The organism is Streptomyces sp. NPDC015130 (assembly GCF_043080005.1).
GTDB lineage: Bacteria > Actinomycetota > Actinomycetes > Streptomycetales > Streptomycetaceae > Streptomyces.
This window is the reverse complement of record NZ_JBIBVC010000013.1, coordinates 132,972-158,029: the sequence shown is the minus strand read 5'-3', so window position 1 is coordinate 158,029 and position 25,058 is coordinate 132,972. Positions and strand designations below refer to the sequence as shown.

Annotated in this window: 16 protein-coding genes; 11 read left to right on the top strand and 5 right to left on the bottom strand. The window is 72.5% G+C overall.

The window, feature by feature from the left end; all coding sequences use genetic code 11:
* The first annotated feature begins 140 nt into the window (after positions 1-140).
* A complete protein-coding gene (locus ACF08F_RS25955) occupies positions 141-1,943 on the top strand; it encodes an ABC transporter ATP-binding protein (RefSeq protein WP_392300932.1) in 1,803 nt (600 codons plus the stop codon).
* Complete coding sequence (locus ACF08F_RS25950) at positions 1,940-3,793, top strand: ABC transporter ATP-binding protein (RefSeq protein ID WP_392300931.1); 1,854 nt, start codon at positions 1,940-1,942, stop codon at positions 3,791-3,793. Before ACF08F_RS25955 ends, ACF08F_RS25950 begins: the two co-directional genes overlap by 4 nt.
* 176 nt (positions 3,794-3,969) lie before the next feature.
* Here ACF08F_RS25950 and ACF08F_RS25945 read toward each other — a convergent pair whose 3' ends face one another.
* The gene (locus ACF08F_RS25945; protein WP_392300930.1) at positions 3,970-4,338 is read right to left on the bottom strand and encodes a hypothetical protein; all 369 of its coding nucleotides are present in this window, start codon (positions 4,336-4,338) and stop codon (positions 3,970-3,972) included.
* A 651-nt stretch (positions 4,339-4,989) separates the two neighbouring features.
* Between ACF08F_RS25945 and ACF08F_RS25940 the strand changes: the two genes are divergently transcribed.
* The 4 genes from ACF08F_RS25940 to ACF08F_RS25925 all read left to right on the top strand — a co-directional run bounded on the left by ACF08F_RS25940 (position 4,990) and on the right by ACF08F_RS25925 (position 9,746).
* Positions 4,990-5,163, top strand: a complete 174-nt coding sequence (locus tag ACF08F_RS25940) for a hypothetical protein (RefSeq protein WP_392300929.1) — start codon at positions 4,990-4,992, stop codon at positions 5,161-5,163.
* 239 nt (positions 5,164-5,402) lie between these two features.
* Positions 5,403-7,433, top strand: a complete 2,031-nt coding sequence (locus ACF08F_RS25935) for a M4 family metallopeptidase (RefSeq protein ID WP_392300928.1) — start codon at positions 5,403-5,405, stop codon at positions 7,431-7,433.
* Between the two features lie 125 nt (positions 7,434-7,558).
* Complete coding sequence (locus ACF08F_RS25930) at positions 7,559-8,236, top strand: response regulator (RefSeq protein WP_392300927.1); 678 nt, start codon at positions 7,559-7,561, stop codon at positions 8,234-8,236.
* The gene (locus ACF08F_RS25925) at positions 8,229-9,746 is read left to right on the top strand and encodes a sensor histidine kinase (RefSeq protein WP_392300926.1); all 1,518 of its coding nucleotides are present in this window, start codon (positions 8,229-8,231) and stop codon (positions 9,744-9,746) included. The genes ACF08F_RS25930 and ACF08F_RS25925 overlap by 8 nt, the downstream gene beginning before the upstream one ends.
* A gap of 22 nt (positions 9,747-9,768) precedes the next feature.
* On the opposite strand, the gene glgP is transcribed toward ACF08F_RS25925, so the two are convergent.
* The 3 genes from glgP to ACF08F_RS25910 form a co-directional block, all read right to left on the bottom strand.
* A complete protein-coding gene (glgP, locus tag ACF08F_RS25920; protein ID WP_392300925.1) occupies positions 9,769-12,324 on the bottom strand; it encodes an alpha-glucan family phosphorylase in 2,556 nt (851 codons plus the stop codon).
* Positions 12,325-12,482: 158 nt separating this feature from the next.
* Positions 12,483-12,785: a helix-turn-helix transcriptional regulator gene (locus tag ACF08F_RS25915; RefSeq protein ID WP_392300924.1), complete on the bottom strand. Its 303-nt coding sequence runs from the start codon at positions 12,783-12,785 to the stop codon at positions 12,483-12,485.
* Positions 12,782-13,474, bottom strand: a complete 693-nt coding sequence (locus tag ACF08F_RS25910) for a cupin domain-containing protein (RefSeq protein WP_392300923.1) — start codon at positions 13,472-13,474, stop codon at positions 12,782-12,784. The genes ACF08F_RS25915 and ACF08F_RS25910 overlap by 4 nt, the downstream gene beginning before the upstream one ends.
* Before the next feature lie 117 nt (positions 13,475-13,591).
* Here ACF08F_RS25910 and ACF08F_RS25905 point away from each other — a divergent pair, with 117 nt between their 5' ends.
* The 5 genes from ACF08F_RS25905 to glgB all read left to right on the top strand — a co-directional run bounded on the left by ACF08F_RS25905 (position 13,592) and on the right by glgB (position 22,698).
* A complete protein-coding gene (locus tag ACF08F_RS25905; RefSeq protein WP_392300922.1) occupies positions 13,592-14,533 on the top strand; it encodes an SDR family oxidoreductase in 942 nt (313 codons plus the stop codon).
* A gap of 369 nt (positions 14,534-14,902) precedes the next feature.
* Positions 14,903-16,888 carry an alpha-1,4-glucan--maltose-1-phosphate maltosyltransferase gene (locus tag ACF08F_RS25900; protein WP_392300921.1) on the top strand — a complete coding sequence of 662 codons (1,986 nt, stop codon included), beginning with the start codon at positions 14,903-14,905 and terminating at the stop codon, positions 16,886-16,888.
* Complete coding sequence (gene treS, locus ACF08F_RS25895) at positions 16,885-18,579, top strand: maltose alpha-D-glucosyltransferase (protein WP_392300920.1); 1,695 nt, start codon at positions 16,885-16,887, stop codon at positions 18,577-18,579. Before ACF08F_RS25900 ends, treS begins: the two co-directional genes overlap by 4 nt.
* Positions 18,580-18,824: 245 nt before the next feature.
* On the top strand, positions 18,825-20,174 hold the full coding sequence (locus tag ACF08F_RS25890) for a maltokinase (RefSeq protein ID WP_392300919.1): 1,350 nt from the start codon (positions 18,825-18,827) through the stop codon (positions 20,172-20,174).
* Positions 20,175-20,397: 223 nt separating this feature from the next.
* On the top strand, positions 20,398-22,698 hold the full coding sequence (glgB, locus tag ACF08F_RS25885; RefSeq protein ID WP_392300918.1) for a 1,4-alpha-glucan branching enzyme: 2,301 nt from the start codon (positions 20,398-20,400) through the stop codon (positions 22,696-22,698).
* On the opposite strand, the gene ACF08F_RS25880 is transcribed toward glgB, so the two are convergent.
* Positions 22,685-24,919 (bottom strand): HelD family protein, encoded by a 2,235-nt coding sequence (locus tag ACF08F_RS25880; RefSeq protein ID WP_392300917.1) that lies wholly within the window; start codon positions 24,917-24,919, stop codon positions 22,685-22,687. The two genes, glgB and ACF08F_RS25880, sit on opposite strands and share 14 nt — an antisense overlap.
* Between the last annotated feature and the right edge of the window lie 139 nt (positions 24,920-25,058).

Sequence of the window (25,058 nt, the reverse complement as noted above, 5' to 3'; positions counted from 1 at the left end):
GTCCGGGCGGACGGCCGGTATCGGCCATCGCGCTCGAAGCGGCATCAACCGATCGGCTGATGGCGGCACGGCGTCCGGGGGACGTGGGGGACCGAAAACCGGATGAGACGTGTCAGTGGCGAACCGTATGGTCGGACCTGATGCCCGAGAAACCCTTGCCCCCAGAGACTCCCCCGAACTCCTCCGACCGTTCGGCGATCCGCGTGCTGCTCCGGCTGTGGCCGTACGTCCGCCCGGTGCGGGTGCGGCTGTTCACGGCGGCGTTCGTCGCGATCGTCGCCTCCTGTCTGTCGCTCGTCATTCCGCTCGTCCTGAAGTGGATGGTCGACGGGCCCATCACCGACCGCGACCCGGGCGGGGTGTGGCTGGGGGCGCTCTACCTCCTGCTCCTCGGCATCGCCGAGGCCGTCCTCTTCGGGTACCGGCGCTGGCTGGTCGCGCGGCCGCTCTCCGGGGTCGAGGCGCGGATGCGGTCCGACCTGTACCGCAGGCTCCAGCGGCTGCCGATCGCCTTCCACGACCGGTGGGCCTCGGGGCAGCTGCTCTCGCGCGGCACGACCGACCTCATGCTGGTCCGGATGTTCCTGGCCTTCCCGCTGACCTTCCTGCTGGTCAACGGCGTGACGATCCTCGCCGGTTACGTCCTCCTGCTCGCCCAGGACTGGTCGCTCGGCCTGGTGCTGCTGACGCCCGTGGTGCCGCTGGTGATCGTGTGCTCGCTCTTCGAGAGCCGCTACGGGGTCGTGGCGCGGCGCGCCCAGGACCAGGTCGGCGATCTGACGACGGTCGTCGAGGAGAGCGTCCTCGGCATCCGGATCGTCAAGGGCTTCGGCCGGCACCGCAGCCAGGCGCGGGCCTTCCGTGAGCTCGCCGGACAGCTGCGCGGCACGGAGCTCGTCAAGGCCCGGCTGCTCGCCCTGATCTGGGCGGTGATCACCGTCGTGCCCGAGCTGGCCATCGGGGCGGCGCTGGTCCTCGGCACCGTGCAGGTCGCGGACGGGGACCTGTCGGCGGGCACGCTCGTCGCGTTCCTGTCGACGGCGCTCGCGCTGCGCTGGCCGGTCGAGTCGATCGGTTTCCTCCTCGCGATGAGCCAGGAGGCGGCCACCGCGACGGAACGGTACTTCGAGGTGATGGACGCGGACGAGGAGCCGGACACGACGGCGCCCTCGGCCCCGGCCGACGACTCCGCCGGCGTGCGCTTCGAGAACGTCTCCTTCCACTACCCGGACGCCCCGGACGGGACGCCGGCCGTCCTGGACGGCATCGACCTCCACATCCGCCCGGGCGAGACCCTGGCCCTGGTCGGCGGCACGGGTTCCGGCAAGACGACGCTCACCGCGCTCGTACCGCGGCTGCACGAGGCGACCGGCGGGCGGATCCTGCTCGACGGCGAGGACATCGCCCTGATGGAGCGGGAGCGGCTGCGGACCCTGGTGTCGGTGGCCTTCGAGGAGCCGACGCTGTTCTCGGCGAGCGTCGGGGAGAACGTCCTGATGGGCGCCGCTGCCGGAGCCGGCGAGCCGGAGCTGCGGCGCGCCCTCGGCGTGGCCCAGGCGGACGGCTTCGTGGACCGGCTGCCGGAGGGCACGGAGACCCAGGTGGGCGAGCAGGGGCTGAGCCTCTCCGGAGGCCAGCGCCAACGCCTGGCGCTGGCGCGCGCGGTGGTCGGCCGGCCCCGCTTCCTGGTCCTCGACGACCCGCTCTCGGCGCTCGACGTGCACACGGAGGCGCGGGTGGAGGCGGCCCTGCGGGAGGTGCTCCGCGAGACGACGGCGCTGGTCGTGGCGCACCGCCCGTCGACGGTGATGCTGGCCGACCGGGTGGCGCTGCTGTCCGGGGGCCGCATCACGGCCGTGGGCACCCATCAGGAACTGCTGCGGAGCAGCGAGGAGTACGCCTGGCTGATGTCCGGCGACGACGAGGGGAACGGACACCGATGACGGACACGACCGTCGCGACCACGAGCGAACCCCCGGCCGCACGGTCCGAGGCGCCGCCCGCTGACCCCTTCGACCGCGACGACCTGCCGGCACCGCCCGGTGCGACGGGCGGGCTGCTGCGCTCCCTCCTCGCCGGCCACAGGCGGCGGGTCACGGCGGCGGCACTCGTCCTCCTCCTCAAGGAGGCGGCGGTCCAGGCGGGCCCGCTGCTCGTCGCGTACGCCATCGACCGGGGCGTCCCGGCCTTCCGCGCGGGCGACCACGGCCCGGTGGTGGCGGTAGCGCTCGGCTACCTCCTGTGCGCCGCGCTCTCGGGACTCCTGCAGTACGCCTTCGTACGGGTGGCCGCCCGCGTCAACCAGGACGTCCTCCTGGACCTCCGGGGCCGGATCTTCCGCCATGCCCAGGTCCTGAGCGTGGACTTCCACGAGCGCTACACCTCGGGCCGGCTCATCTCCCGCTCCACGACGGACGTCGAGTCGCTGCGCGAGCTGCTCTCGGAGGGGCTCCAGGAGCTGATCGGGGTGGTCCTCTCCTTCGTCTCCATCTCCGTGATCCTGCTCTGGCTCGACCTCGGCATCGGAGGGGTGGCGGTGGCGTCCTTCGTCCCGCTGTACCTCCTGGTACGGATCTACCGCCGCCGCGCGGGCGCGGTGTACGCGGAGCGGTCCACGGCGATCGCGGGCGTCATCGTGAAGTTCGCGGAGACGATGAACGGAATCCGCCCGGTGAGGGCGTTCCGCCGCGAACAGCGGAACGACGCCGAGTTCGCGGTGCTGAACACCCGCCACGAGCGCAGCAACGGGGACGCGCTCCTGGAGATGGCCCGCTATGTGGTCGGCTCGCGGCTCGTGGCGAACACGGCGGTGGCGGGGATGGTCCTGTGGGGCGCGTACCGGGTGGCGGGCGGCACCCTGGAGCTGGGTGTCCTGGCGGCGGCGGTGCTGTACATGCGGCGCCTGTACGACCCGATCGACCGCCTGGGCATGTTCCTCAACTCGTACGAGTCGGCGGCGGCCAGCCTCACCAAGATCGCCGGCCTCCTGGCCCAGGAGCCGGGGGTCCCGGAGACGACGGCGCCGAAGGAACTGCCGGACCGCGAGGGCACACCGGGCCGTGAGGTGGTCTTCGAGAAGGTCCGCTTCGCCTACCGGACGGGCGGCGAGGTGCTGCCCGCGTTCGACCTGAGGATCCCGGCGGGCCAGACGGTGGCGGTCGTGGGCGCGACGGGCGCAGGCAAGTCGACCCTGGCCAAACTCCTCTCCCGCTTCTACGACCCGACGGACGGCCGGGTACTCCTCGACGGCGTCGACCTCAGGGACCTGACCACGCCCACCCTCCGCCGAGGGGTCGTCATGGTGACCCAGGAGGCGTTCCTCTTCTCCGGGACGGTGGCGGAGAACATCGCGATCGGCCGCCCGGACGCGACCCGCGAGGAGATCGAGGCAGCGGCCAAGGCCATCGGGGCCCACGAGTTCATCACCACCCTCCCGGACGGCTACGACACCGACGTACGCAAGCGGGGCGGCCGGATCTCGGCCGGCCAGCGTCAACTGGTGGCGTTCGCGAGGGCACTTCTCGCGGACCCGGCGGTCCTGATCCTGGACGAGGCGACGAGCTCGCTGGACGTGCCGGGAGAGCGGGCGGTGCAGCGGGCGATGGACACGGTCCTGGCGGGCCGTACGGCGGTGGTCATCGCCCACCGCCTGTCGACGGTGGAGGTGGCGGACCGGGTCCTCGTCATGGAGTCGGGCAGGATCGTCGAGGACGGCACGCCCAGGACCCTCGTGTCGGGCGAGGGCCACTACGCGGGCCTGCACAAGGCATGGCGGGACAGCCTGGTGGGCTGAGAACGAACCACCGGCGGCCACCGCTCCACCGACGGGAGTGGGGGACGTGGAGGGGGTCGTGCTCGGGACGCAAAGCGTGATGTGTGGCGCGGGAGAAACGCTCGCCCCTCAGGAGGCCCGAGGGCGCCGTAAATCATGCAGTCCCGAACGCGACCCCCGGAGCGTCCCCCACGCACTCAGGAACGCCCCCGCAACACCACGACGGACACCACGGCAGCAAGCGCCATCAACACGGCGGCCCCCAAGGCGGCACCCCCATGGCCGAGACGAAGGCGGACCGCGCCGCGTCGAGGACGGCGGGCGAGGCCTCCAGCGCCCCCCAACGTCTCCCGGGCGGCGGCCGGAGCGGACACGGGCATGGCCGCGGTGTAGACGGCCGCCCCGATCGACCCGGGGAGAGCCATGCCGAGCGCTCCGCCCAGCTCCTGCCCCGATTCGAGGACGGCGGCGGCCGACCCCGCGCGCTCGGGCGGGGCGGCGCCGAGGGCGAGTTCGTTGGCGAGGGTCATGGCGGAGACGAGCCCGGCGTAGGCGGCACTGGCCATGAGGACCGCCCAGAAGGGCGTGGTGCGGTCGATCGCGTCCAGCCAGGCGAAGCCGCCGGCGGAGACGAGGAACCCACCCCCATGACGTACGCGCGGTCGACCCGCCGGGAGAGCACCGCGGCCACCGGGGCGGCGAAAAGAACGCCGACGGCGGGGACGAGGCTCCACAGGGCGGCCTCGAAGGGGCTCTGGCCGAGGACGGACTGCAGGTATTGGGTGAGGAAGACGGCGAAGCCGACGGTCGCGACCATGGCGAGCAGGTTGACGAGGCCTGCGCCTATTGGCTCTGGAGAGAGCAGTCGCGCCAAGGCTCGGGCTTTGAACTGCTTCTCCGACGGCGAGTGGGTGACTCCTCCCCCGGATTGACCCGGGGGCTTCTCCTGACGGTGGCTAGGCCACTTCGGGAAGGACCAGCCCGGCCCGGGTAGTGATCGGCCAGCATCCCGGACAGGGCCTGCGCCTGCCGGATCGTTGGGCGGAGAAGGAACGTGTATGCGCGATACGTTGCCGCCCCTTTTCTCCCGATCCGACTGATGCGATCACCCTACCGACCGCCACCGACAGCGGGGAAGACTCCGCCACTTCACCTCTGCAGCCGCGAGTGAACACCTCCTCCACCGAACGCCGTTAGCCCTCACCCATGGACGCGCCGTGGAACAGAATGAGCCATGCTTCGATGCGATCCGGGCGGGTGGTTCGCACCCCGATCCGGACTCGGCCACGACCGACGGGGCCTTCGGTCTGGACCTCGACGCGCTCTTCGAATTCGGGCTTCAGCGAACTCTGGACGGCATCGCGTCCATGATCGACGAAACGTCCGGTTAACGAACACGAACGTACGGGCAGCGGACGAGTTCCGGCCAACTTGCCGACGCACTCATGACAGGTACCCGTCAGTCCTGTCACTCTCTCCCCGGTTCTTCGCATCACTGTTCGCCGCTTCACCCGAACGTGCTGCACAGCTCCGATGGTGCTCCACAGCTTGCGCTCCACAGCTCTCCAGTTGCTCTGCCCGGACGGGCCTCACCCAGTCCGCCGGTACCCCCCTCGCAAAAGGAGTCTGCGTGAGATCCACGCCCAGCCGTCGCGCCACCGCGACCGGCGCTCTGATCGCTGCCGCCGCCATGCTCGCCGTGAGCGTCCAGACCGGGTCCGCCACCGCGGCCGACGATCCCTGGACCATCGCCCCCAAGGCCCAGCAGGGCACCTCGGCGAACCCCGGCAAGCTCCCCGCCGACCTGACCCCGGCCGAGCGCGCCGCGCTCATCAAGGCCGCCGACGCCGACAAGGCCGCCACGGCCAAGGAGCTCGGCCTCGGCGCCCAGGAGAAGCTGGTCGTCCGCGACGTCGTGCAGGACCGCGACGGCACGACCCACACGCGCTACGAGCGCACCTACGCCGGCCTCCCCGTCCTCGGCGGCGACCTGATCGTCGCCGAGACCAAGGGCGGGACGACCGCCTCGGTCACCAAGTCCTCCCGCGCGGAGCTGAAGAACGTCGACCTCAAGGCCACCGTCGCCCCGGCCGCCGCCGAGAAGCAGGCCGTCGGCCTCGCCAAGGCGGAGGGCTCCAAGGAGACGGACGCCGAGCGCGCCCCGCGCAAGGTCGTCTGGATGGCCAACGGCGCCCCCGTCCTCGCGTACGAGACCGTCGTCGGCGGCCTCCAGCACGACGGCACCCCGAACGAGCTGCACGTCGTCACGGACGCCAAGAGCGGCGCGAAGCTGTACGAGTGGCAGGCCGTGCACACCGGCACGGGCAACACCCAGTACAGCGGCCAGGTGACCCTCGGCACCGCGCCCTCGTACACGCTCACCGACACGACCCGCGGCAACCACAAAACGTACAACCTCAACCGGGGTACGTCCGGCACCGGAACGCTCTTCTCCGGCTCCGACGACGTCTGGGGCGACGGCACCCCGCAGAACCTGGAGACCGCGGGCGCCGACGCGCACTACGGCGCCGCCCTCACCTGGGACTACTACAAGAACGTGCACGGCCGCTCCGGCATCCGCGGTGACGGCGTCGGCGCGTACTCCCGGGTCCACTACGGCAACGCCTACGTCAACGCCTTCTGGCAGGACTCCTGCTTCTGCATGACGTACGGCGACGGCTCGGGCAACACCAAGCCGCTCACGTCCATCGACGTGGCCGCGCACGAGATGACGCACGGCCTCACGTCCGTCACCGCCGGCCTGGTCTACAGCGGCGAGTCCGGCGGCCTCAACGAGGCCACCTCGGACATCTTCGCGGCGGCCGTCGAGTTCTACGGCAACAACGCCCAGGACAAGGGCGACTACCTCGTCGGCGAGAAGATCGACATCCGCGGCAACGGCACCCCGCTGCGCTACATGGACAAGCCGAGCAAGGACGGCTCGTCCAAGGACTACTGGTACTCGGGCATCGGCAGCGTCGACGTCCACTACTCCTCGGGTCCGGCGAACCACTGGTACTACCTGCTCTCCGAGGGCAGCGGCGCCAAGACCGTCAACGGCGTGAACTACGACTCGCCGACCTCCGACGGCCTGCCCGTCACCGGCATAGGCCGGGACAAGGCCTCGCTGATCTGGTTCAAGGCGCTCACCACCAAGTTCAACTCCTCCACCAACTACGCCGGCGCCCGCACGGGCACCGTCGCGGTGGCCACGGAGCTGTACGGAGCCAACAGCCCCGAGGTCCTCGCCGTCCAGCACGCCTGGGCCGGTGTGAACGTCGGTACCCGCCCGGGTGGCGGCGAGCCGCAGCCGGGCAAGGTCTTCGAGAACTCGGCCGACGTGTCCATCCCGGACAACGGCGCCGCGGTGACCTCGACGGTCAACGTCACCGGCATCGCCGGCAACGCCCCCGCCACCCTCAAGGTGGACGTGGACATCGTCCACACCTACCGCGGTGACCTCGTGGTCGACCTCGTCGCCCCCGACGGCTCGGCCTACAGCCTGAGCAACCGGTCCGGCGGCAGCGCCGACAACATCGTCCAGACCTTCACCGTCAACGCCTCCTCGGAGGTCGCGAACGGCGCCTGGAAGCTCCGCGTCCAGGACAAGGCCTCGATCGACACCGGCTACATCAACAACTTCAAGCTGACCTTCCCGTAAGCCCGGGAAAGGCCCGCACAGCCTGAAGTGACATGACGGAGGCCCGGAGGGAACGTTCCCTCCGGGCCTCCGCACGTCCGTCCCCGCACGTCCGCGTCGGCTCCGCGTCTGCATACCCTGGGCACATGATCAGGGTGCTGCTGGCGGACGACGAGACGATGATCAGGGCAGGGGTCCGGGCCATCCTCACCACCGACCCCGGGATCGAGGTGGTCGCCGAGGCCGGCGACGGCCACGAGGCCGTGGAGCTCGCCCGGCAGCACCGGCCCGACGTCGCCCTGCTCGACATCCGGATGCCCCGGCTCGACGGGCTCGGCGCCGCCGCGGAGCTGCGCACGGCACTCCCGGACACGGCCGCCGTCATGCTCACCACCTTCTCCGAGGACGCCTACATCGCCCGGGCCCTCGCCCTCGGCGTCAGCGGCTTCCTGCTCAAGTCCGGCGACCCGCGCGAACTCATCGCCGGCGTCCGGGCCGTGGCGGCCGGCGGCGCCGCCCTCTCCCCCGCCGTCGCCCGCCGCGTCATCGACACCCTCGGCGGCGAGCGCCTCGGCCGCGCCGCCGAGGCACGGGCCCGGCTGGAACCGCTCACCGGCCGCGAGCGGGAGGTCGTCGCCCTCCTCGGCGCCGGGCTCTCCAACCAGGAGATCGCGGACCGCATGTACGTCGTCGAGGGCACCGTCAAGGCGCACGTGAGCGCCGTCCTGGCCCGCCTGGGCCTCCGCAACCGCGTCCAGCTCGCGGTCCTCGCGTACGAGGCGGGCATGGTCCCCGGCGGCCCCGCCGGTGCCCCGGATGCGTGAGCGCCTCTTCGACCTCGGGCTGTGGCTGCTGCTGTGCGTCCCGGTGCTGCTGAGGTCGGATCCGAACGACGGCGGGAGCTGGCCGCAGGTCGTCGTCGGCGTCGTGGTGCTCGGCGGCTGCGTCGCCGTCAGCCGGAGGTGGCCGCTGGCGCCGATCGCGGTGACGGTCGCCCTGAGCCTGCCCGCCACCCTGGAGCTCTTCACCCCCTCGTACAGCCTCGCCCTCGTCGCCTTCGGCTATCTCGCGGGGCGCCGCCAGGAGCACACCCGAAGCGCGCTGTGGCTGTTCGGCGCGGTGGCCGCCGTCGGACTGCTCCTCACCCGGCTCACCGCCACCTCGCTCGGCCAGTGGTTCACGCTGCTCCTCGCGCTGGCCCTGGCGATCGTCGCGCCGTGGCTGATCGGCCGTTACGTCCGCCAGTACGACCGGCTCGTGCACAGCGGCTGGGAGCTCGCCGTCCGGATGGAGCGCGAGCAGGCGGCCGTCGCGGACCGGGAGAGGCTGCGGGAACGCTCGCGGATCGCGGGGGACATGCACGACTCCCTCGGCCACGACCTGGCCCTCATCGCGGTCCGAGCGGGCGCCCTGGAGGTGGATCCGGCGCTCGGTCCCGACCAGCAGCACGCGGCCGGCGAACTGCGCCGCGCGGCGGCCGACGCGACGGCCCGCCTCCGGGACGTCATCGGCGTCCTGCGGCAGCCCGACGAGGACCCGGCGCCGACGGCCCCGGGCGGCGAGCCGGTCGAGGAGCTCGTCTCCCGCGCCCGCGCCTCGGGCCTCGCGGTCACCCTCACCGTGACCGGGGAGGGCCACGAGCCGGACGGGATGGCCGGGTGGGCGCTGCACCGCGTCGTCCGGGAGGCGCTCACCAACGCGGCCAAGCACGCGCCGGGCGGCGCCGTGGACGTCCGGGTCGACGCCGGCCCGGCACGCGTCACCGTGGACGTCGTGAGCGGTCCGGGCACGGCCGGTTCGCCGCTGGCCTCGGGCGGCACCGGACTCGTCGGCCTCGACGAGCGCGTACGGCTCGCGGGCGGGACCCTGACCCACGGGCCCACGCCCGACGGGGGCTTCGCGGTCCGCGCGAGCCTGCCGCGCCGCACGCCCCCCGGCGGCCCTGCCGCGCCGGCCGCGCCCACCTCGGCACGGGAGCTGGACCGGGTCCGGCGCGCGGTCCGCAAGGGCCTCGCCCAGGCCGTGTGGATCCCGCTCGCGCTGCTCGCCGCGCTCGGGCTGCTGATGGCCGGGGTGGCGCTGTGGACCCAGCACCAGTCGTACCTGGAACCGGACGACTACGGGCGGATGCGGATCGGCCAGACGCTCAGCGCGATCACCGAGGCCGAGGACCTGCCCGAACATCCGCTGGACGGCCCGCCGAAGGTCGTCCCGGCGGAGCCGCCCGGCATGGACGAGTGCCGGTACTACCGGTCGACGCTGCTCGCCGCGGTCCCGGTGTACCGGCTCTGCTTCGTCGACGGGCACCTCGCCGACAAGGCCGAGGTGCCCTGATCCGCCCCGCGGGGTGTCGTGCCTACCGCAGGAGACAGCCCGCGCCCTCCCCCGCCGTCTCCTCCGGCAGGGCCACGAGACCGAGTTCGGCCTGGTGGGCGAGGAGCGGGTGGGCGGGCAGGACGCGGACCGTGCAGCCGAAGGAGCCGGTCCTGTCGAGCTCCAGGGTGCCCGCGTACGGCAGGCGCCCCTCCAGGTCCGGGCCGCCCGCCGGCTTGAGGGTGCCGGTGCGGGTGTCCGCGAGGGTGTCGTCGGCGTCGACCCGGCCCGTGACGGCCTGCACCTCGACGTCGTCGGGGCCGAGTGCACCGAGGGCCACCCGGACCCGGACGACCGGGGTGGAGCCGAGCTCCGCGTCGGCCAGGTCCTCGGCGAGCCCGTCGCCGACCTCGACGTGGTCGACGGAGACCTTGGGCCAGGCCTCCCTGACCCGGGCCTTCCAGGCCGCGAGCTCCCGCGCCCGGTCCGGGGTGAGCGCCCGGCGGGCCTCGGCGGCGGGGACGTACAGCCGCTCGACGTACTCGCGGACCATCCGGTCGGCGAGGACCTTCGGGCCGAGGTCGGCGAGGGTGCGCCTGACCATCGCCGTCCAGCCGGCCGGGACGCCGTCGGGGCCCCGGTCGTAGAAGCGGGGGGCGACTCGGCGCTCGATCAGCTCGTAGAGGGCGGCGGCCTCCAGGTCGTCCCGGCGGTCCTCGTCGGCGGCCGCCGCGCCGTCGGCGGTGGGGATGGCCCAGCCGAAGTCGGGCTCGAACCACTCGTCCCACCAGCCGTCGAGGACGGAGAGGTTGAGGCAGCCGTTGAGGGCGGCCTTCATGCCGCTGGTGCCGCAGGCCTCCAGCGGGCGGAGCGGGTTGTTGAGCCAGACGTCGCAGCCGGGGTAGAGGCCGCGGGCCATCTCCATGCCGTAGTCCGGCAGGAAGACGATCCGGTGCCGGATCCGGGGGTCGTCGGCGAAGCGGACCAGCTCCTGCACGAGCCGCTTCCCGCCGTCGTCGGCGGGGTGCGCCTTGCCGGCGACGACGAGCTGCACGGGCCGCTCGGGGTGGAGCAGCAGGGCGCGCAGCCGGTCCTTGTCCCGGAGCATGAGCGTGAGCCGCTTGTACGAGGGGACGCGGCGGGCGAACCCGATGGTGAGGACGTCGGGGTCGAGGACGGAGTCGGTCCAGCCGAGTTCGGCGGCGGCGGCCCCGCGCTGGCGCCAGGAGGCCCGGAGCCGTGCCCGTACGTCGGTCACGAGCCGTTCGCGCAGGGTGCGGCGGAGCTCCCACAGCTCGCGGTCGGTGGCGTCGGGGCCGAGCCGGCCGACCTCGGGGGCGACCCAGGTGGGGGCGTGGACGCCGTTGGTGATGGAGGTGAGGGGCACTTCGTCGGCGTCGAAGCCCGTCCAGAGTCCGGCGAACATGGCGCGGCTGACGGCGCCGTGGAGGGTGGAGACGCCGTTGGCGCGCTGGGCGAGGCGCAGTCCCATGGCGGCCATGTTGAAGACGCCGGGGTCGCCGCCGAGCGGGGTCTCGTCGCCGAGTGCGAGGACGCGCCCGGTGTCGACGCCGGGGAGGGCGCCGTCCTCGCCGAGGTGGCGGGCGACCAGGCTCCGGTCGAAGCGGTCGATACCGGCGGGGACGGGCGTGTGGGTGGTGAAGACGGTCCCGGCCCTGACGGTCTCCAGGGCGCTGTCGAAGTCGAGCCCCTCGCCCTGGAGTTCGCGGATGCGTTCGAGGCCGAGGAGTCCTGCGTGGCCTTCGTTGGTGTGGAAGACCTCGGGGTCGGGGGTGCCGGTGAGCCGCGTGTACGTGCGGACGGCCCGGACGCCGCCGATGCCGAGGAGCATCTCCTGGAGGAGCCGGTGCTCGCTGCCGCCGCCGTACAGCCGGTCGGTGACGTCCCGTTCGCCGGGGGCGTTCTCCTCGACGTCGGAGTCGAGCATGAGCAGCGGGACGCGGCCGGCCTGGGCGATCCAGATGTGGGCGTGCAGGCTGCGTCCGCCGGGCAGGGCGAGGGTGACGCGGGCGGGTGCGCCGTCGGCCTCGCGGAGCAGGGTGACCGGCAGTTCACCGGGGTCGAGGACGGGGTAGTGCTCCTGCTGCCAGCCGTCGCGGCCGAGGGACTGCCGGAAGTAGCCGTGCCGGTAGAGCAGGCCCACGCCGACGAGGGGGACGCCGAGGTCGCTGGCGGACTTGAGGTGGTCGCCGGCGAGGATGCCGAGGCCGCCGGAGTACTGGGGCAGGGCCGCGGCGACGCCGAACTCCGGTGAGAAGTACGCGACGGCCGCGGGCGGCCGGCCCGCCCGGCCCTGGTACCAGCGGGGCGCGTGGAGGTAGGTGTCGAGGTCATCGGCGGCGGCGGTCAGCCGGGCCAGGAAGTCCCGGTCGGCGGCGAGCGCGGCGAGCCGGGGGGCTTCGAGGGAACCGAGGATCCGGACGGGGTCGGTGCCGCCGGCGCTCTCCGGGGCGAGCGAGTCGAAGAGGGCGCGGGTGGGTTCGTGCCAGGACCAGCGCAGGTTGTGCGCGAGGTCGGCGAGGGGTCGAAGGGTGTCGGGGAGGACGGGACGCACGGTGAATCGACGGATTGCCTTCACGCGTTCCACCTTCGCAGGCGAGTACGGAGCGGAGTGGACGCACCACGCTGTGCGTCCGTCGTTCCGCTCCGACGTTAGGACATGTCGCCCGGCCGGACCATGGCGCGTCGGCGCGTTCGGCGTGTCGGCCAAGGGCCCGGCGTCCGGCGCCCGCCGGATCAGGTGGCCCCCGCGCCTCCCGCGCGGTACTCGCCCGGTGTCACCCCGTAGCACTTGCGGAAGGCGACGTGAAAGCCTTCGGCGCTCCGGTAGCCGATGCGGGCGGGCAGGGCCGACTGCGGGAGCGAGGTCTCGGTGAGGAGGCGCACGGCCTCCTGCATGCGGCGGGCGGCGAGGTAGCGGGCGGGGGACTCGCCGACGAGTTCGCGGAAGGCGGCGGCGAACGCGGAGCGGGACATGCCGGCCTCGCGGGCGAGGGAGTCGATCCGCCAGGGTTCGGCGAAGCGGGTCGCGATCGTCACGACGGCCCGGCTGATGCCGGGGTGCCGAAGCAGGGGCAGTGAGGCGGGGCCGCCGGCGAGTTCGCGCAGCAGCGGGCGGAGCGCGAGGACGAGCGCCATCTCGAAGGCGCGCAGGGTGATGAGCCGGTCGCCGGGCCGGCGGGCCGGTCGGGGGTGGCGAGCAGCCGGAGGGTGTCGCGGAGCAGCGGCTCGCGGTCGACCTGGCCGCGGTCGAGGACGAGGGCCCAGGGCAGTGAGGTGGAGAGGGCGGTGGCGGCGCCGGCGTCGTAGTGGAGTCCGGCGCAGAGGAGCCGGGCCGTGGGGCCGGTGCCGTCGATGACGATCTCGCCGGAGGTACCGGGCCGCCGTTCGGGCAGGACGGCCTTGAGGGGGACGCCCCGGCGCTCGGGGCGGTCGGCGAGGCGGTGTGCGGTGCCGGTGGGGAAGACGACGAGATCTCCGGTGTGCAGTTCGACGGAGGGCTCGCCGGCGGCGGTGATCCAGCAGTCGCCCTCCACGACGTAGTGCAGGACGGCGCAGCTGCGTTCGGCGTCGCCCTCGACCGCCCAGGGGGCCCGGACGTTCCAGCGGCTGGCGAAGACCCCGGTGAGCCGGAGGGGTTTCAGGAGTTCGCTCAGCAGGTCCTCGTGCTCGGCGCCGCGGTCCTGGTGCGCGTGCCGCTGGTCACGGGCGGTTCCCACGGTGTCCATGGACGATCCTTCAGTCTCCGCACCGGTTTGTTGATTGAACGGCCGCAGTCGTCGCGGCGAGCCTGGAGGGAGTCGGCGCAGCAGCGGCGACAGCCTATCGAAGGGGCTCGGAGAGACATGTCCAGTGAGATTCCGATGCGGGTGGCGGTCGTCGGCGCGACCGGTTTCCAGGGGGGTGCGGTGGCCCGGCTGCTGGCGGAGCGGAGCCATCCGGTCCATGGTCTGACACGGCGTCCGGAGGCCGACCGGCCGACGCTGCCCGGCGTCCGCTTCCTCGCCGGCGACCTGGGGCGGCCGGCGGACGTGCGGCGGCTCTTCGAGGGCACGACGCACGCGTTCGTCACGCTGCCGCTGGTGTACGAGGCCGAACGGGTGGAGGCGTACGCGCGGGGCATAGCGGAGGCCGCGCTGTGCGCGGGCACGACACGGCTGGTGCTCAACACCAACACCCGGGTCCCGCAGACCCGGACGGGGGTGGCGGCGTTCGAGACACGGCGCCTGGCGGAGCGGGTGATCCGGGACAGCGGGGTGCCGCTCGTGGTGATCCGGCCGCCGGTCTACCTCGACAACCTCTTCTCGCCGTGGAACGGTCCCGCGCTCGTCGACGAGGGCGTACTCGCCTGTCCGCTGCCGGAGTCGGCGCGGACGGCGTGGCTCTCGCACCGGGATCTGGCGGAGGCGGCGCTCGCGGCACTGACCCGGGAGGGCCTGGAGGGGCGGACGTTCGACGTCGGCGGGGCGGAGGCGCTGACGGGCGGTGAGCTCGCGGCGGCGTTCGGCCGGGGGCTGGGCAGGGCCGTGCGCTACCAGGAGCTGGATCCGGCCGACTTCGAGCACGGGCTCGCCGGGTTCCTCGGTCCGGCGGCGGCGGCCGGGGTGGCGGGGATCTACCACCACATGGCGAGCGGCGCGGATCCGCTGCTCATGGCGGGCGACGACGGAGTGTCGGCGGAGGCGCTCGCGCTGGAACCGGCCCCGGTGGAGGAATGGGTGGCCGGTCAGCCGTGGCGGGTCTGGTCGTCGGACGCGGAGGAACCGGACGCCTCGCCGTACCGCTGACCCGCACGGCCGGCGCGTCCCACGGGTCCGTCCCTCCTCTCCGGCCCGCCCCGCCCCACCGGTTCGCGAGGAGCTCCGCCCCGCTCCGGCGGGGCGGGGATTTTTCGGTCGTCCGTGCGCTTGCCGGTGCGGCTACGTCCTAGTAGTTAACAAAGCGCCGGATTGCCCACCCGAGAACTGTGGGAAGGCTCCTCCGGTACCCACACCCCCCGGACCCTCTGGAACCCGTACTCCCTGTGGACCCGCCATCCGAGTGAACGCGGACAGGAGCCGTCAATGCCCGCAACCCGCCGGCCGTCGACGGAGCTAGAAAGAGCGCACCACCACCCGCACCCCCGTAACCCGTCAGGTGATGCTGTGAATCCGCTCATGGGACGCATTCCCGTACTGGACGTACGCCCGCTGGTCGACTGTGGCCGGCGCCCCGCGAAAGCGGTGGCAGGAGAGACCTTCGAGGTGACGGCGACCGTCTTCCGCGAAGGGCACGACGCGGTCGCCGCCAATGTCGTGCTGCGCGGCCCGTCCGGCCGCCCCGGCCCGTGGACCCCGATGCGTGAACTGGCCCCCGGTACCGACCGGTGGGGCGCCGAGGTCACCCCGGACGCCGAGGGCTCGTGGACGTACACCGTCGAGGCGTGGAGCGATCCGGTGGCCACCTGGCGGCACACCGCGAAGATCAAGATTCCGGCCGGCATCGACTCCGAACTCGTCCTCGCCGAGGGCGCCGAGCTGCACGAGCGGGCCGCGAAGGGCGTCCCGAAGAAGGGCGGCGGCCGGGAGGCCGTGCTGGCCGCGGCGGACGCGCTGCGCGATGTCGCCCGCCCGGCGGCGGTCCGGCTCGCGGCGGCGCTCGCGCCGCGGGTCGTCGAGTCGCTCGACCGCCACCCGCTGCGCGAACTGCTGTCCTCCTCCCCCGCGTTGCCGCTCCACGTGGAGCGGGAGCGGGCGCTGTTCGGCTCCTGGTACGAGTTCTTCCCGCGCTCGGAGGGCGTGCGGAAGGTCAAGGGCCGTACGGTTCCGGGGAACTTCCGCACCGCGTCGGAGCGGCTTCCGGCGGTCGCGGCGATGGGCTTCGACGTGGTGTACCTGCCGCCGGTGCACCCGATCGGCGAGACGCACCGCAAGGGCCCGAACAACTCCCTCTCGGCGTCACCGAACGACGTGGGCGTGCCGTGGGCGATCGGCTCCCCCGAGGGCGGGCACGACGCGCTCCATCCGGACCTCGGCACCTTCGAGGACTTCGACGCCTTCGTGGCGCGGGCCCGGGAGTTGCGGCTGGAGATCGCGCTGGACTTCGCGCTCCAGTGCTCGCCCGACCATCCGTGGGTGGAGAAGCACCCGGAGTGGTTCCACCACCGGCCGGACGGTTCGATCGCGTACGCGGAGAACCCGCCGAAGAAGTACCAGGACATCTATCCGATCGCGTTCGATGCCGACATGGACGGGATCGTCGCGGAGACCGTGCGGGTGCTGCGGTTCTGGATGGACCACGGGGTCCGGATCTTCCGCGTGGACAATCCGCACACCAAGCCGGTGGTGTTCTGGGAGCGGGTGATCGGCGAGATCAACCGGGCCGATCCGGACGTGATCTTCCTGGCGGAGGCGTTCACGCGGCCGGCGATGATGCGGACGCTCGGCGCGATCGGTTTCCAGCAGTCGTACACGTACTTCACGTGGCGCAACACCAAGGAGGAGCTGACGGATTACCTCACCGAGCTGTCCGGCGAGTCGGCCGCGCAGATGCGGCCGAACTTCTTCGTGAACACCCCCGACATCCTGCACGCCTACCTCCAGAAGGGCGGCCGGCCGGCGTTCGAGGCGCGGGCGGTGCTGGCGGCGACGCTCTCGCCGTCCTGGGGCATGTACGCCGGGTACGAGCTGTGCGAGAACACCCCGGTGCGGGAGGGAAGTGAGGAGTACCTGGACTCGGAGAAGTACGAACTCCGGCCCCGTGACTGGGAGTCGGCGGAGCGGGCCGGGAGGACGATCACCCCGCTGATCACCGCGCTGAACCGGATCAGGCGCCGTCACCCGGCGCTCCGCAGGTTGCGGAACATCACCTTCCACGACACCGACAACGCGCAGGTGATCGCGTACTCGAAGCGCTCGGGTTCGAACATCGTTCTGGTGGTCGTCAACCTCGACCCGCACCACACCCAGGAGGCTTCACTCTCGTTGAACATGCCGGAACTCGGCCTCGACTGGCACGAGACCGTGCCGGTGCGCGACGAGCTCACCGGCGAGACCTATCACTGGGGCAGGGCCAGTTACGTGCGCCTGGAACCGGGTGTCACACCCGCGCACGTCCTCGTCCTGCGACCGTCCCCGCAGACCGGAGGGTCACCCACCACATGACTGTCAACGAGCCCGTCCCCGACACCTTCGAGGACACCCCCGTCAAGGACCGCGATCCCGACTGGTTCAAGCGGGCCGTCTTCTACGAGGTCCTGGTCCGCTCCTTCCAGGACAGCAACGGCGACGGCGTCGGCGACCTGAAGGGCATCACGGCCAAGCTGGACTACCTCCAGTGGCTGGGGGTGGACTGCCTCTGGCTGCCGCCGTTCTTCAAGTCCCCTCTGCGGGACGGAGGTTATGACGTCGCGGACTACACGTCCGTGCTCCCCGAGTTCGGCGACCTGGCCGACTTCGTCGAGTTCGTCGACGCGGCCCACCAGCGCGGGATGCGGGTGGTCATCGACTTCGTCATGAACCACACGAGCGACCAGCACGAGTGGTTCCAGGAGTCCCGGCGCGATCCGGAGGGGCCGTACGGCGACTACTACGTCTGGGCGGACGACGACAAGCAGTACGCGGACGCCCGGATCATCTTCGTCGACACGGAGACCTCCAACTGGACCTTCGACCCGGTCCGCAAGCAGTACTACTGGCACCGGTTCTTCTCGCACCAGCCGGACCTCAACTACGAGAACCCGGCGGTGCAGGAGGAGATCCTGTCCGCGCTGAAGTTCTGGCTGGACCTGGGGATCGACGGCTTCCGGCTCGACGCGGTGCCGTACCTGTACCAGCAGGAGGGCACCAACTGCGAGAACCTCCCGGCCACCCACGGCTTCCTCAAGCGGGTCCGCAAGGAGATCGACGACCACTACCCGGACACGGTGCTGCTCGCCGAGGCGAACCAGTGGCCGGAGGACGTCGTCGACTACTTCGGCGACTTCCGGTCGGGCGGCGACGAGTGCCACATGGCCTTCCACTTCCCGGTCATGCCGCGGATCTTCATGGCCGTGCGGCGCGAGTCGCGGTACCCGGTCTCCGAGATCCTGGCGAAGACCCCGGAGATCCCCTCCGGCTGCCAGTGGGGCATCTTCCTGCGCAACCACGACGAGCTCACGCTCGAGATGGTCACGGACGAAGAGCGCGACTACATGTACGCCGAGTACGCCAAGGACCCGCGGATGCGGGCCAACATCGGCATCCGGCGCCGTCTCGCCCCGCTCCTCGACAACGACCGCAAGCAGATGGAGCTCTTCACCGCGCTGCTCTTCTCGCTGCCCGGCTCGCCGGTGCTGTACTACGGCGACGAGATCGGCATGGGCGACAACATCTGGCTGGGCGACCGGGACGGGGTCCGCACCCCGATGCAGTGGACGCCCGACCGGAACGCGGGCTTCTCCTCCTGCGACCCGGGACGGCTCTACCTGCCGGCCATCATGGACCCGGTCCACGGCTACCAGGTGACCAATGTCGAGGCGGGCATGGCCTCACCGTCCTCGCTGCTGCACTGGACGAAGCGGATGATCGAGATCCGCAAGCAGAACCGGGCCTTCGGCACGGGCACGTACACCGAACTGCCCGCGTCCAACCCGGCGGTGCTCGCCTTCCTCCGGGAGGACGGCGACGATCTGGTCCTCTGCGTGAACAACTTCTCGCGGTTCGCGCAGCCGACCGAGCTCGACCTGCGGCGCTTCGCCGGCAGCCAGCCGGTGGAGCTGATCGGCGGGGTGACGTTCCCGGCCATCGGCGAGCTGCCCTACCTCCTGACCCTTGCGGGACACGGCTTCTACTGGTTCCGTCTCAAGAAGGGCTGACCGGCGGTCAGTTCGGATTCGTCCGGGGTGGGACGGTTTCCCCCGTCCCCCTCTGGGCACTGTGTCCCACACACGTTCCACGTCACGATTCAGGTCCATACGGGCCTTCTTGCCGGACCCGTACGGATCTTCCCCTTCCGACACGTCCCGCACTTCCGGACAGTCCAAGCCGCCATCCGGGACACTCTGCGCATTTGAACGCATACGACAGCCAACTGCGCGCCCCGGGGAAAGGACGCGATGCCATGCCGGAGACCGCATCCACCACCCGGGCCCCGGACGCCCTCCTTCCGTCCCTCGCACCCCTGCTCCACGAATGGCTGCCACGGCAGCGCTGGTTCGCGGGCAAGGGCCGCCGGGTCATCGGATTCACGCTGGACGCGGCCACCGAGCTGCTCCCCCTGGACGGCGCGGGACCCGGTCTCCTCCATCTGCTCGTACGGGTCGACCAGCCCGGCCGCCCGGCCGGCACACCCGCCGACTGCTACCAACTGCTCCTGGGCGTACGGACCCAGCTGCCGCCCCGCCTCGCCCCCGCCCTGATCGGGCGGATCCGGCAGGGCCCGCTCGCCGGACGCGCGGTCTACGAAGGGCTGCGCGACCCGCGGCTCGCGGGACTCCTCTACGAGCGGCTGCGCTCCCCGGGCCGGACCGGCCCCCTGCGCTTCCACGCCACCACCGCACTCCCCCCCGCCCTCGCCCCCCGCGTACTCGATGCCGAGCAGTCCAACTCCTCGCTCGTGTACGGGGATTCGTTCATCCTGAAGATCTTCCGACGGGTCAGTCCCGGTGCCAACCCGGACCTCGAACTGCCCCTCGCCCTGAGCCGGGCCGGCTGCGCGCGCGTGCCGGCCCCGGTCGCCTGGTTCGAGTCGGGGGCCGCGACCCTCGGCGTCCTCCAGCCCTACCTCCGGGACTCCCGGGACGGCTGGCGGCTCGCGCTCGACGCGCTCGCCGACGGGCGGGAGTTCACCACCGAGGCGCGGGCCCTCGGCCGGGCCACGGCCGAGGTGCACCTCGCGCTCGCCGGCGCGCTGCCGACCCTGCGGCTGCCGCGCTCCGAGACCGAGCACCTCGCCGCGGCGATGGACCGGCGGCTGCACGCCGCGGCGCAGGCCGTACCGGCGCTCCTGCCGTACGTGCCGGGGCTGCGGGCCGTCTTCGCGGCGGCCGGCGAGGCGCCCGGCGCGGGTGCGCTCCAGCGCATCCACGGCGACCTGCACCTGGGGCAGACCCTGCGGGGCTCCGACGGCGGCTGGGCCGTCATCGACTTCGAGGGCGAGCCGGCGAAGCCGCTGGACGAGCGGCGGAGCCCCCAGCCCACCGTCCGGGACGTCGCCGGCATGCTCCGCTCCTTCGACTACGCGGCCCGCACCCACCGGCCGTGGAACGCGGACTGGGCGGCGCGCTGCCGGGCCGCGTACTGCACGGGCTACGCCGAGGCGGCGGGCGCGGACCCGCGCGCCGACCCGGCGCTCCTGCGCGCCTACGAGACCGACAAGGCGGTCTACGAGGTCGTGTACGAGGCCCGGCACCGTCCGGACTGGCTCCCCGTGCCGATGTCCGCGATCGAGCGCCTCGCCGCGCCCCGGTGATCCCGTCCGCCCCCGTGGCCGGCCGCCCCGCCCCGACGGGCGGGGCGCCGGACCCGTTCGGCCCAGCCGCCCGCGGCGCGCGCACCGCTCCCGCCTGCGGTGACCCGCACGCGCCCCGTTCGGCCGAGTGTCCCGCACCCTCGGGGCGCCGTTTCCTACCCCGTAGACAACCGTGGACACGTACACCCGTATCCCTCGTTCCCGCCCTCCAGGAGGCACCCCCGTGACCGCCCGATCCGCAGGCAAGACGTCCCGCGCCCGGAAGACGCCCGCACCGGACCGGACCGAGGTACGGAAGGCGCCCGCTCCGGACCGGACCGCCGTGCGGAAGGCGCCACCCGTCGGGCCGGGTGACCGGGCCCGGCTGCTCGCGGGCGAGCACCACGACCCGCACGGCCTGCTGGGCGCCCACCCGGTCAAGGGCGGCGTCGTGATTCGCGTGCTGCGGCCGTGGGCGAAGGAGGTCACGGTCCTGACGAAGGGCCGCCGCGTCACGCTCCACGACGAGGGCGACGGCCTGTTCACCGGCCTGCTGCCGCTGCTGCGGAAGGTGCCGGCGTACGAGCTGCGCGTGCGGTACGAGGACGGCGGCGAGGAGCTCGCCGTCGTCGACCCGTACCGCTTCCTGCCCTCCCTCGGCGAGCTGGACCTGCACCTCATCGGCGAGGGCCGGCACGAGGAGCTGTGGACGGCGCTCGGCGCCCACCTCCTGACCCACGAGGGCGTCGCCGGCACCCGGTTCGCGGTCTGGGCGCCGAACGCCCGGGGCGTCCGCGTCACCGGTGACTTCACGCACTGGGACGGCACGGCGCTGCCGATGCGCTCGCTGGGTTCGACGGGCGTGTGGGAGCTGTTCGTGCCGGGCGTCGGCGAGGGGGCGCTGTACAAGTTCGACATCGCCCGGCCGGACGGTTCGCACACCGTGCGCGCGGACCCGATGGCCCGCCGTACCGAGTGCCCGCCGAACACCGCCTCGGTCGTCACCGCCTCGCACCACGTGTGGGACGACGCCGAGTGGCTGGCGCGGCGCGGCGCCCGCCCGCACCACGAGGCGCCGCTCTCGGTCTACGAGCTCCACCTGCCGTCCTGGCGGCCCGGCCTGACGTACCGGCAGCTCGCGGAGCAGCTGCCGGACTACGTGCGCGACCTCGGTTTCACGCACGTGGAGTTCATGGCCGTCGCCGAGCATCCGTTCAGCGGCTCCTGGGGCTACCAGGTCACGGGCTTCTACGCGCCGACGGCCCGCATGGGCACGCCCGACGACTTCAAGTACCTGGTGGACGCGCTGCACCGGGCCGGGATCGGGGTCCTGATGGACTGGGTCCCGGCGCACTTCCCGAAGGACGACTGGGCGCTCGCCGAGTTCGACGGCCGTCCGCTGTACGAGCACGAGGACCCGCGCCGTTCGCACCATCCCGACTGGGGGACGCTGGAGTTCGACTACGGCCGCAAGGAGGTGCGGAACTTCCTGGTGGCGAACGCCGTGTACTGGTGCCAGGAGTTCCACCTCGACGGGCTGCGGGTGGACGCGGTGGCCTCGATGCTCTACCTGGACTACTCGCGGGAGCACGGCGAGTGGCTGCCGAACGAGTTCGGCGGCCGGGAGAACCTGGACGCGGTGGCCTTCCTCCAGGAGATGAACGCCACCGTCTACCGCCGCTGCCCGGGGATCGTGACCTTCGCCGAGGAGTCCACGGCCTGGGACGGGGTGACGCGGGCGACGGACCAGGTGGGCCCCGGCGGCTTCGGCGGCCTCGGCTTCGGCATGAAGTGGAACATGGGCTGGATGCACGACTCCCTCGGCTACGCGGAGAAGGAGCCGGTGCACCGCAAGTACCACCACCACGAGATGACCTTCTCGATGGTGTACGCGTACAGCGAGAACTACATCCTGCCGATCTCCCACGACGAGGTGGTGCACGGCAAGCGGTCGCTGGTGTCGAAGATGCCGGGCGACTGGTGGCAGCAGCGCGCCAACCACCGCGCCTACCTGGGCTTCATGTGGGCCCACCCCGGCAAGCAACTCCTTTTCATGGGACAGGAGTTCGCACAGGGCGGGGAGTGGTCGGCGGAGCACGGGCCCGACTGGTGGCTACTCGACCCGGCATACGGGGCGGAGCCCGACCACCGGGGGGTGCGGGACCTGGTCCGGGACCTGAACACGGTGTACGCGGCGAGCCCCTCGCTCTGGGAGCGGGACACCGCCCCGGACGGCTTCCAGTGGGTGGTCGGGGACGCCGCCGAGGACAACGTCTTCGCGTTCCTGCGCTTCGACGCCTTCGGCTCCCCGCTGCTCGCCGTCTCCAACTTCTCGCCGGTCGTGCGGCACGACTACCGGCTGGGCGTGCCGGACACCTTCGCCGCCTGGGCGGAGGTCCTCAACACGGACGCCGCCCGGTACGGCGGCGGGGACGTGGTGGGCACCGACCCGGTGAAGACCGAGTCGGTGCCGTGGCACGGCCGTGCGGCGAGCCTGCGGATGACGCTGCCGCCGCTGGCGACGGTCTGGCTCAGGCCGGCCTGATCACGCCCAGCCGCTGGGTCGCCCGGGTCAGCGCCACGTACAGGTCGTTGACCCCGTGCGGGGCACCGGCCGCGATGCCGTCCGGGTCGACGACCAGGACCGTGTCGAACTCCAGGCCCTTGGCCTGCCGGGGGTCGAGGAGCACCACAGGGCGGGTGAGGTCGGGGGCCGCTCCGTGGGCGGCCTCCGGCAGGGCGGCGACCAGGCCGGGGAGCAGCTCCGCCGGGGCGATGACGGCGAGCCGGCCCTCGCTGCGCAGTTCGGCGGCGACGGCGTCGGCGGCCTCCTTCACCGGGTCGTCGACCGTGCGGTCCCAGGGCGCGACGCCGGTGGAGCGGACGGACCGCGGCGGCTCGAAGGCCGGGTCGGCGGTCCGCCGGACGTCGGCGGCGACCTCCATGATCTCGGCGGGCGTCCGGTAGTTGACCCCGAGGCGGACGTGCTCCCAGCGGTCCTGCACGTGCGGTTCGAGGATCCGCTCCCAGGCGCCGACGCCGGCCGGGTCGCCGGTCTGGGCGGGGTCGCCGACCAGGGTCATGGAGCGGGTCGGGCTGCGGCGCATGAGGAGGCGCCAGGTCATCGCGGAGAGCTCCTGGGCCTCGTCCACGATGATGTGGCCGAAGGCCCAGGTGCGGTCGGCGGCGGCCCGTTCGGCGGCGGTGCGGTGGTCGGCCTCCTCGTGCCGGTCGGCGAACCGCTCGGCGTCGATGATGTCGTGGGCGGAGAGGACCTCGGAGGCGTCCTCGTCGAGCTCCTCCTTGTCCTCGAACTCGTAGGTCCGCGAGGCGTAGCTGACGTCGAGGACGCCCTGCGCGTACTGGATCCGGCGCTGCCGCTCGGCCTCCTGGGCGGCGCGGGCGGCCGAGTCGTCCTGGCCGAGGAGCTCGGCGGCCTCGTCGAGGAGCGGTACGTCGGCGGGGGTCCACGCGCCGGCCGCGCGGCGGACCGCCGCGGCGTCGGCCTCGTCGAGGTGGGTGGGCTCGGCGAGGTAGTCGGCCAGGAACTCCTGGGGCGTGAGCTCCGGCCAGAGGGTGTCGACGGCGGCGTGCACGTCGGGGTTGGCGGCGATGCCCTTGGCGAGGAGCGCCCGGTCGTCGGGGCCGAGGAAGTTGGGGCCGCCGTAGGGGTCGGCACCGATGCGGTCGGCGAGCTGCTCCGCGAGGGCGTCCAGGATCCGGAAGACGAAGTAGGGGCGGGCGAGGTTGTGCGGGAGGACGGTCTCGCGGGCCTTGTGGCGGGCCTCCAGGGCCATGTCCCAGTCGATGACGAGGTCCCCGTCCTCGTGCGGGACGAGGAGGGGCGCGCCGCGCTCGGGGACCTGCTGGCGGTCCCGTACGGCGGCGGCGAGCGCCTCGGCCATGGCGGCGGAGCCCTTGACGGCGGCGGCGCGGGGGGTGTCGGTGCCGGTGGCGCGGACGCCGGGGAAGAGCTCGGCGGGGGTGGCGAGCAGGACGCCGGTCTCGCCGAGGGAGGGCAGGACGTTCCCGATGTAGCCGAGGAAGGCGGGGTTGGGGCCGACGATGAGGACGGCGCGCCTGGCGAGCTGCTCGCGGTGGGCGTAGAGGAGGTACGCGGCCCGGTGCAGCGCGACGGCGGTCTTGCCGGTGCCGGGGCCGCCCTCGACGACGAGGACGCCGTGGTGCGGGGAGCGGATGATGGCGTCCTGCTCGGCCTGGATGGTCTGCACGATGTCGTGCATCCGGCCGGTGCGGGCGGCGTCGAGCGAGGCGAGCAGGACCTCGTCGGCGTCGCGGCTCTCGTGTCCGGTGCGGGTGGCGTCGGCGAGGTCGAGCACCTCGTCGTGGAGGGCGGTCACCTCGCGGCCCTGGGTGCTGATGTGCCGGCGGCGGGAGAGACCCATGGGCTCGTAGCCGGTGGCGAGGTAGAAGGGCCTGGCGATCTCGGCGCGCCAGTCGACGACGAGGGGCGTGCGGTGCGGGTCGTCCTCGCGGATGCCGAGCCGGCCGATGTGGTGGTCGCGCCCGTCCTGGAAGACGAGGCGCCCGAAACAGAGCCCGGTCTCCCCCGCGTTGAGCGCGGAGAGCAGCCCGGACTGCTCGGCGACCAGCACGTCCCGTTCGAGGCGGCCCTGGTTGCTGCCGACCCCGGGGGTGCGCAGGGCCTTTCCGACGGCGGCCTCGGCCTCGTCCCTCAGTTCGTCGAGTCGGGCATAGAGATCGGTGATGAATTGCTGCTCGTTCCGAAATTCCTCGGTTGACAATTCGACTCCCGGCGCGATACAGTGCGTTTATTGAACTTCTCCGTGCTTTCAGTGTGTTCAGGCACGGAATCCATGAATATACGCGAGGCGATACCCCGACTGTCAATTCTAGTCGGGGTATTTCTGTATGCCCTGGTGA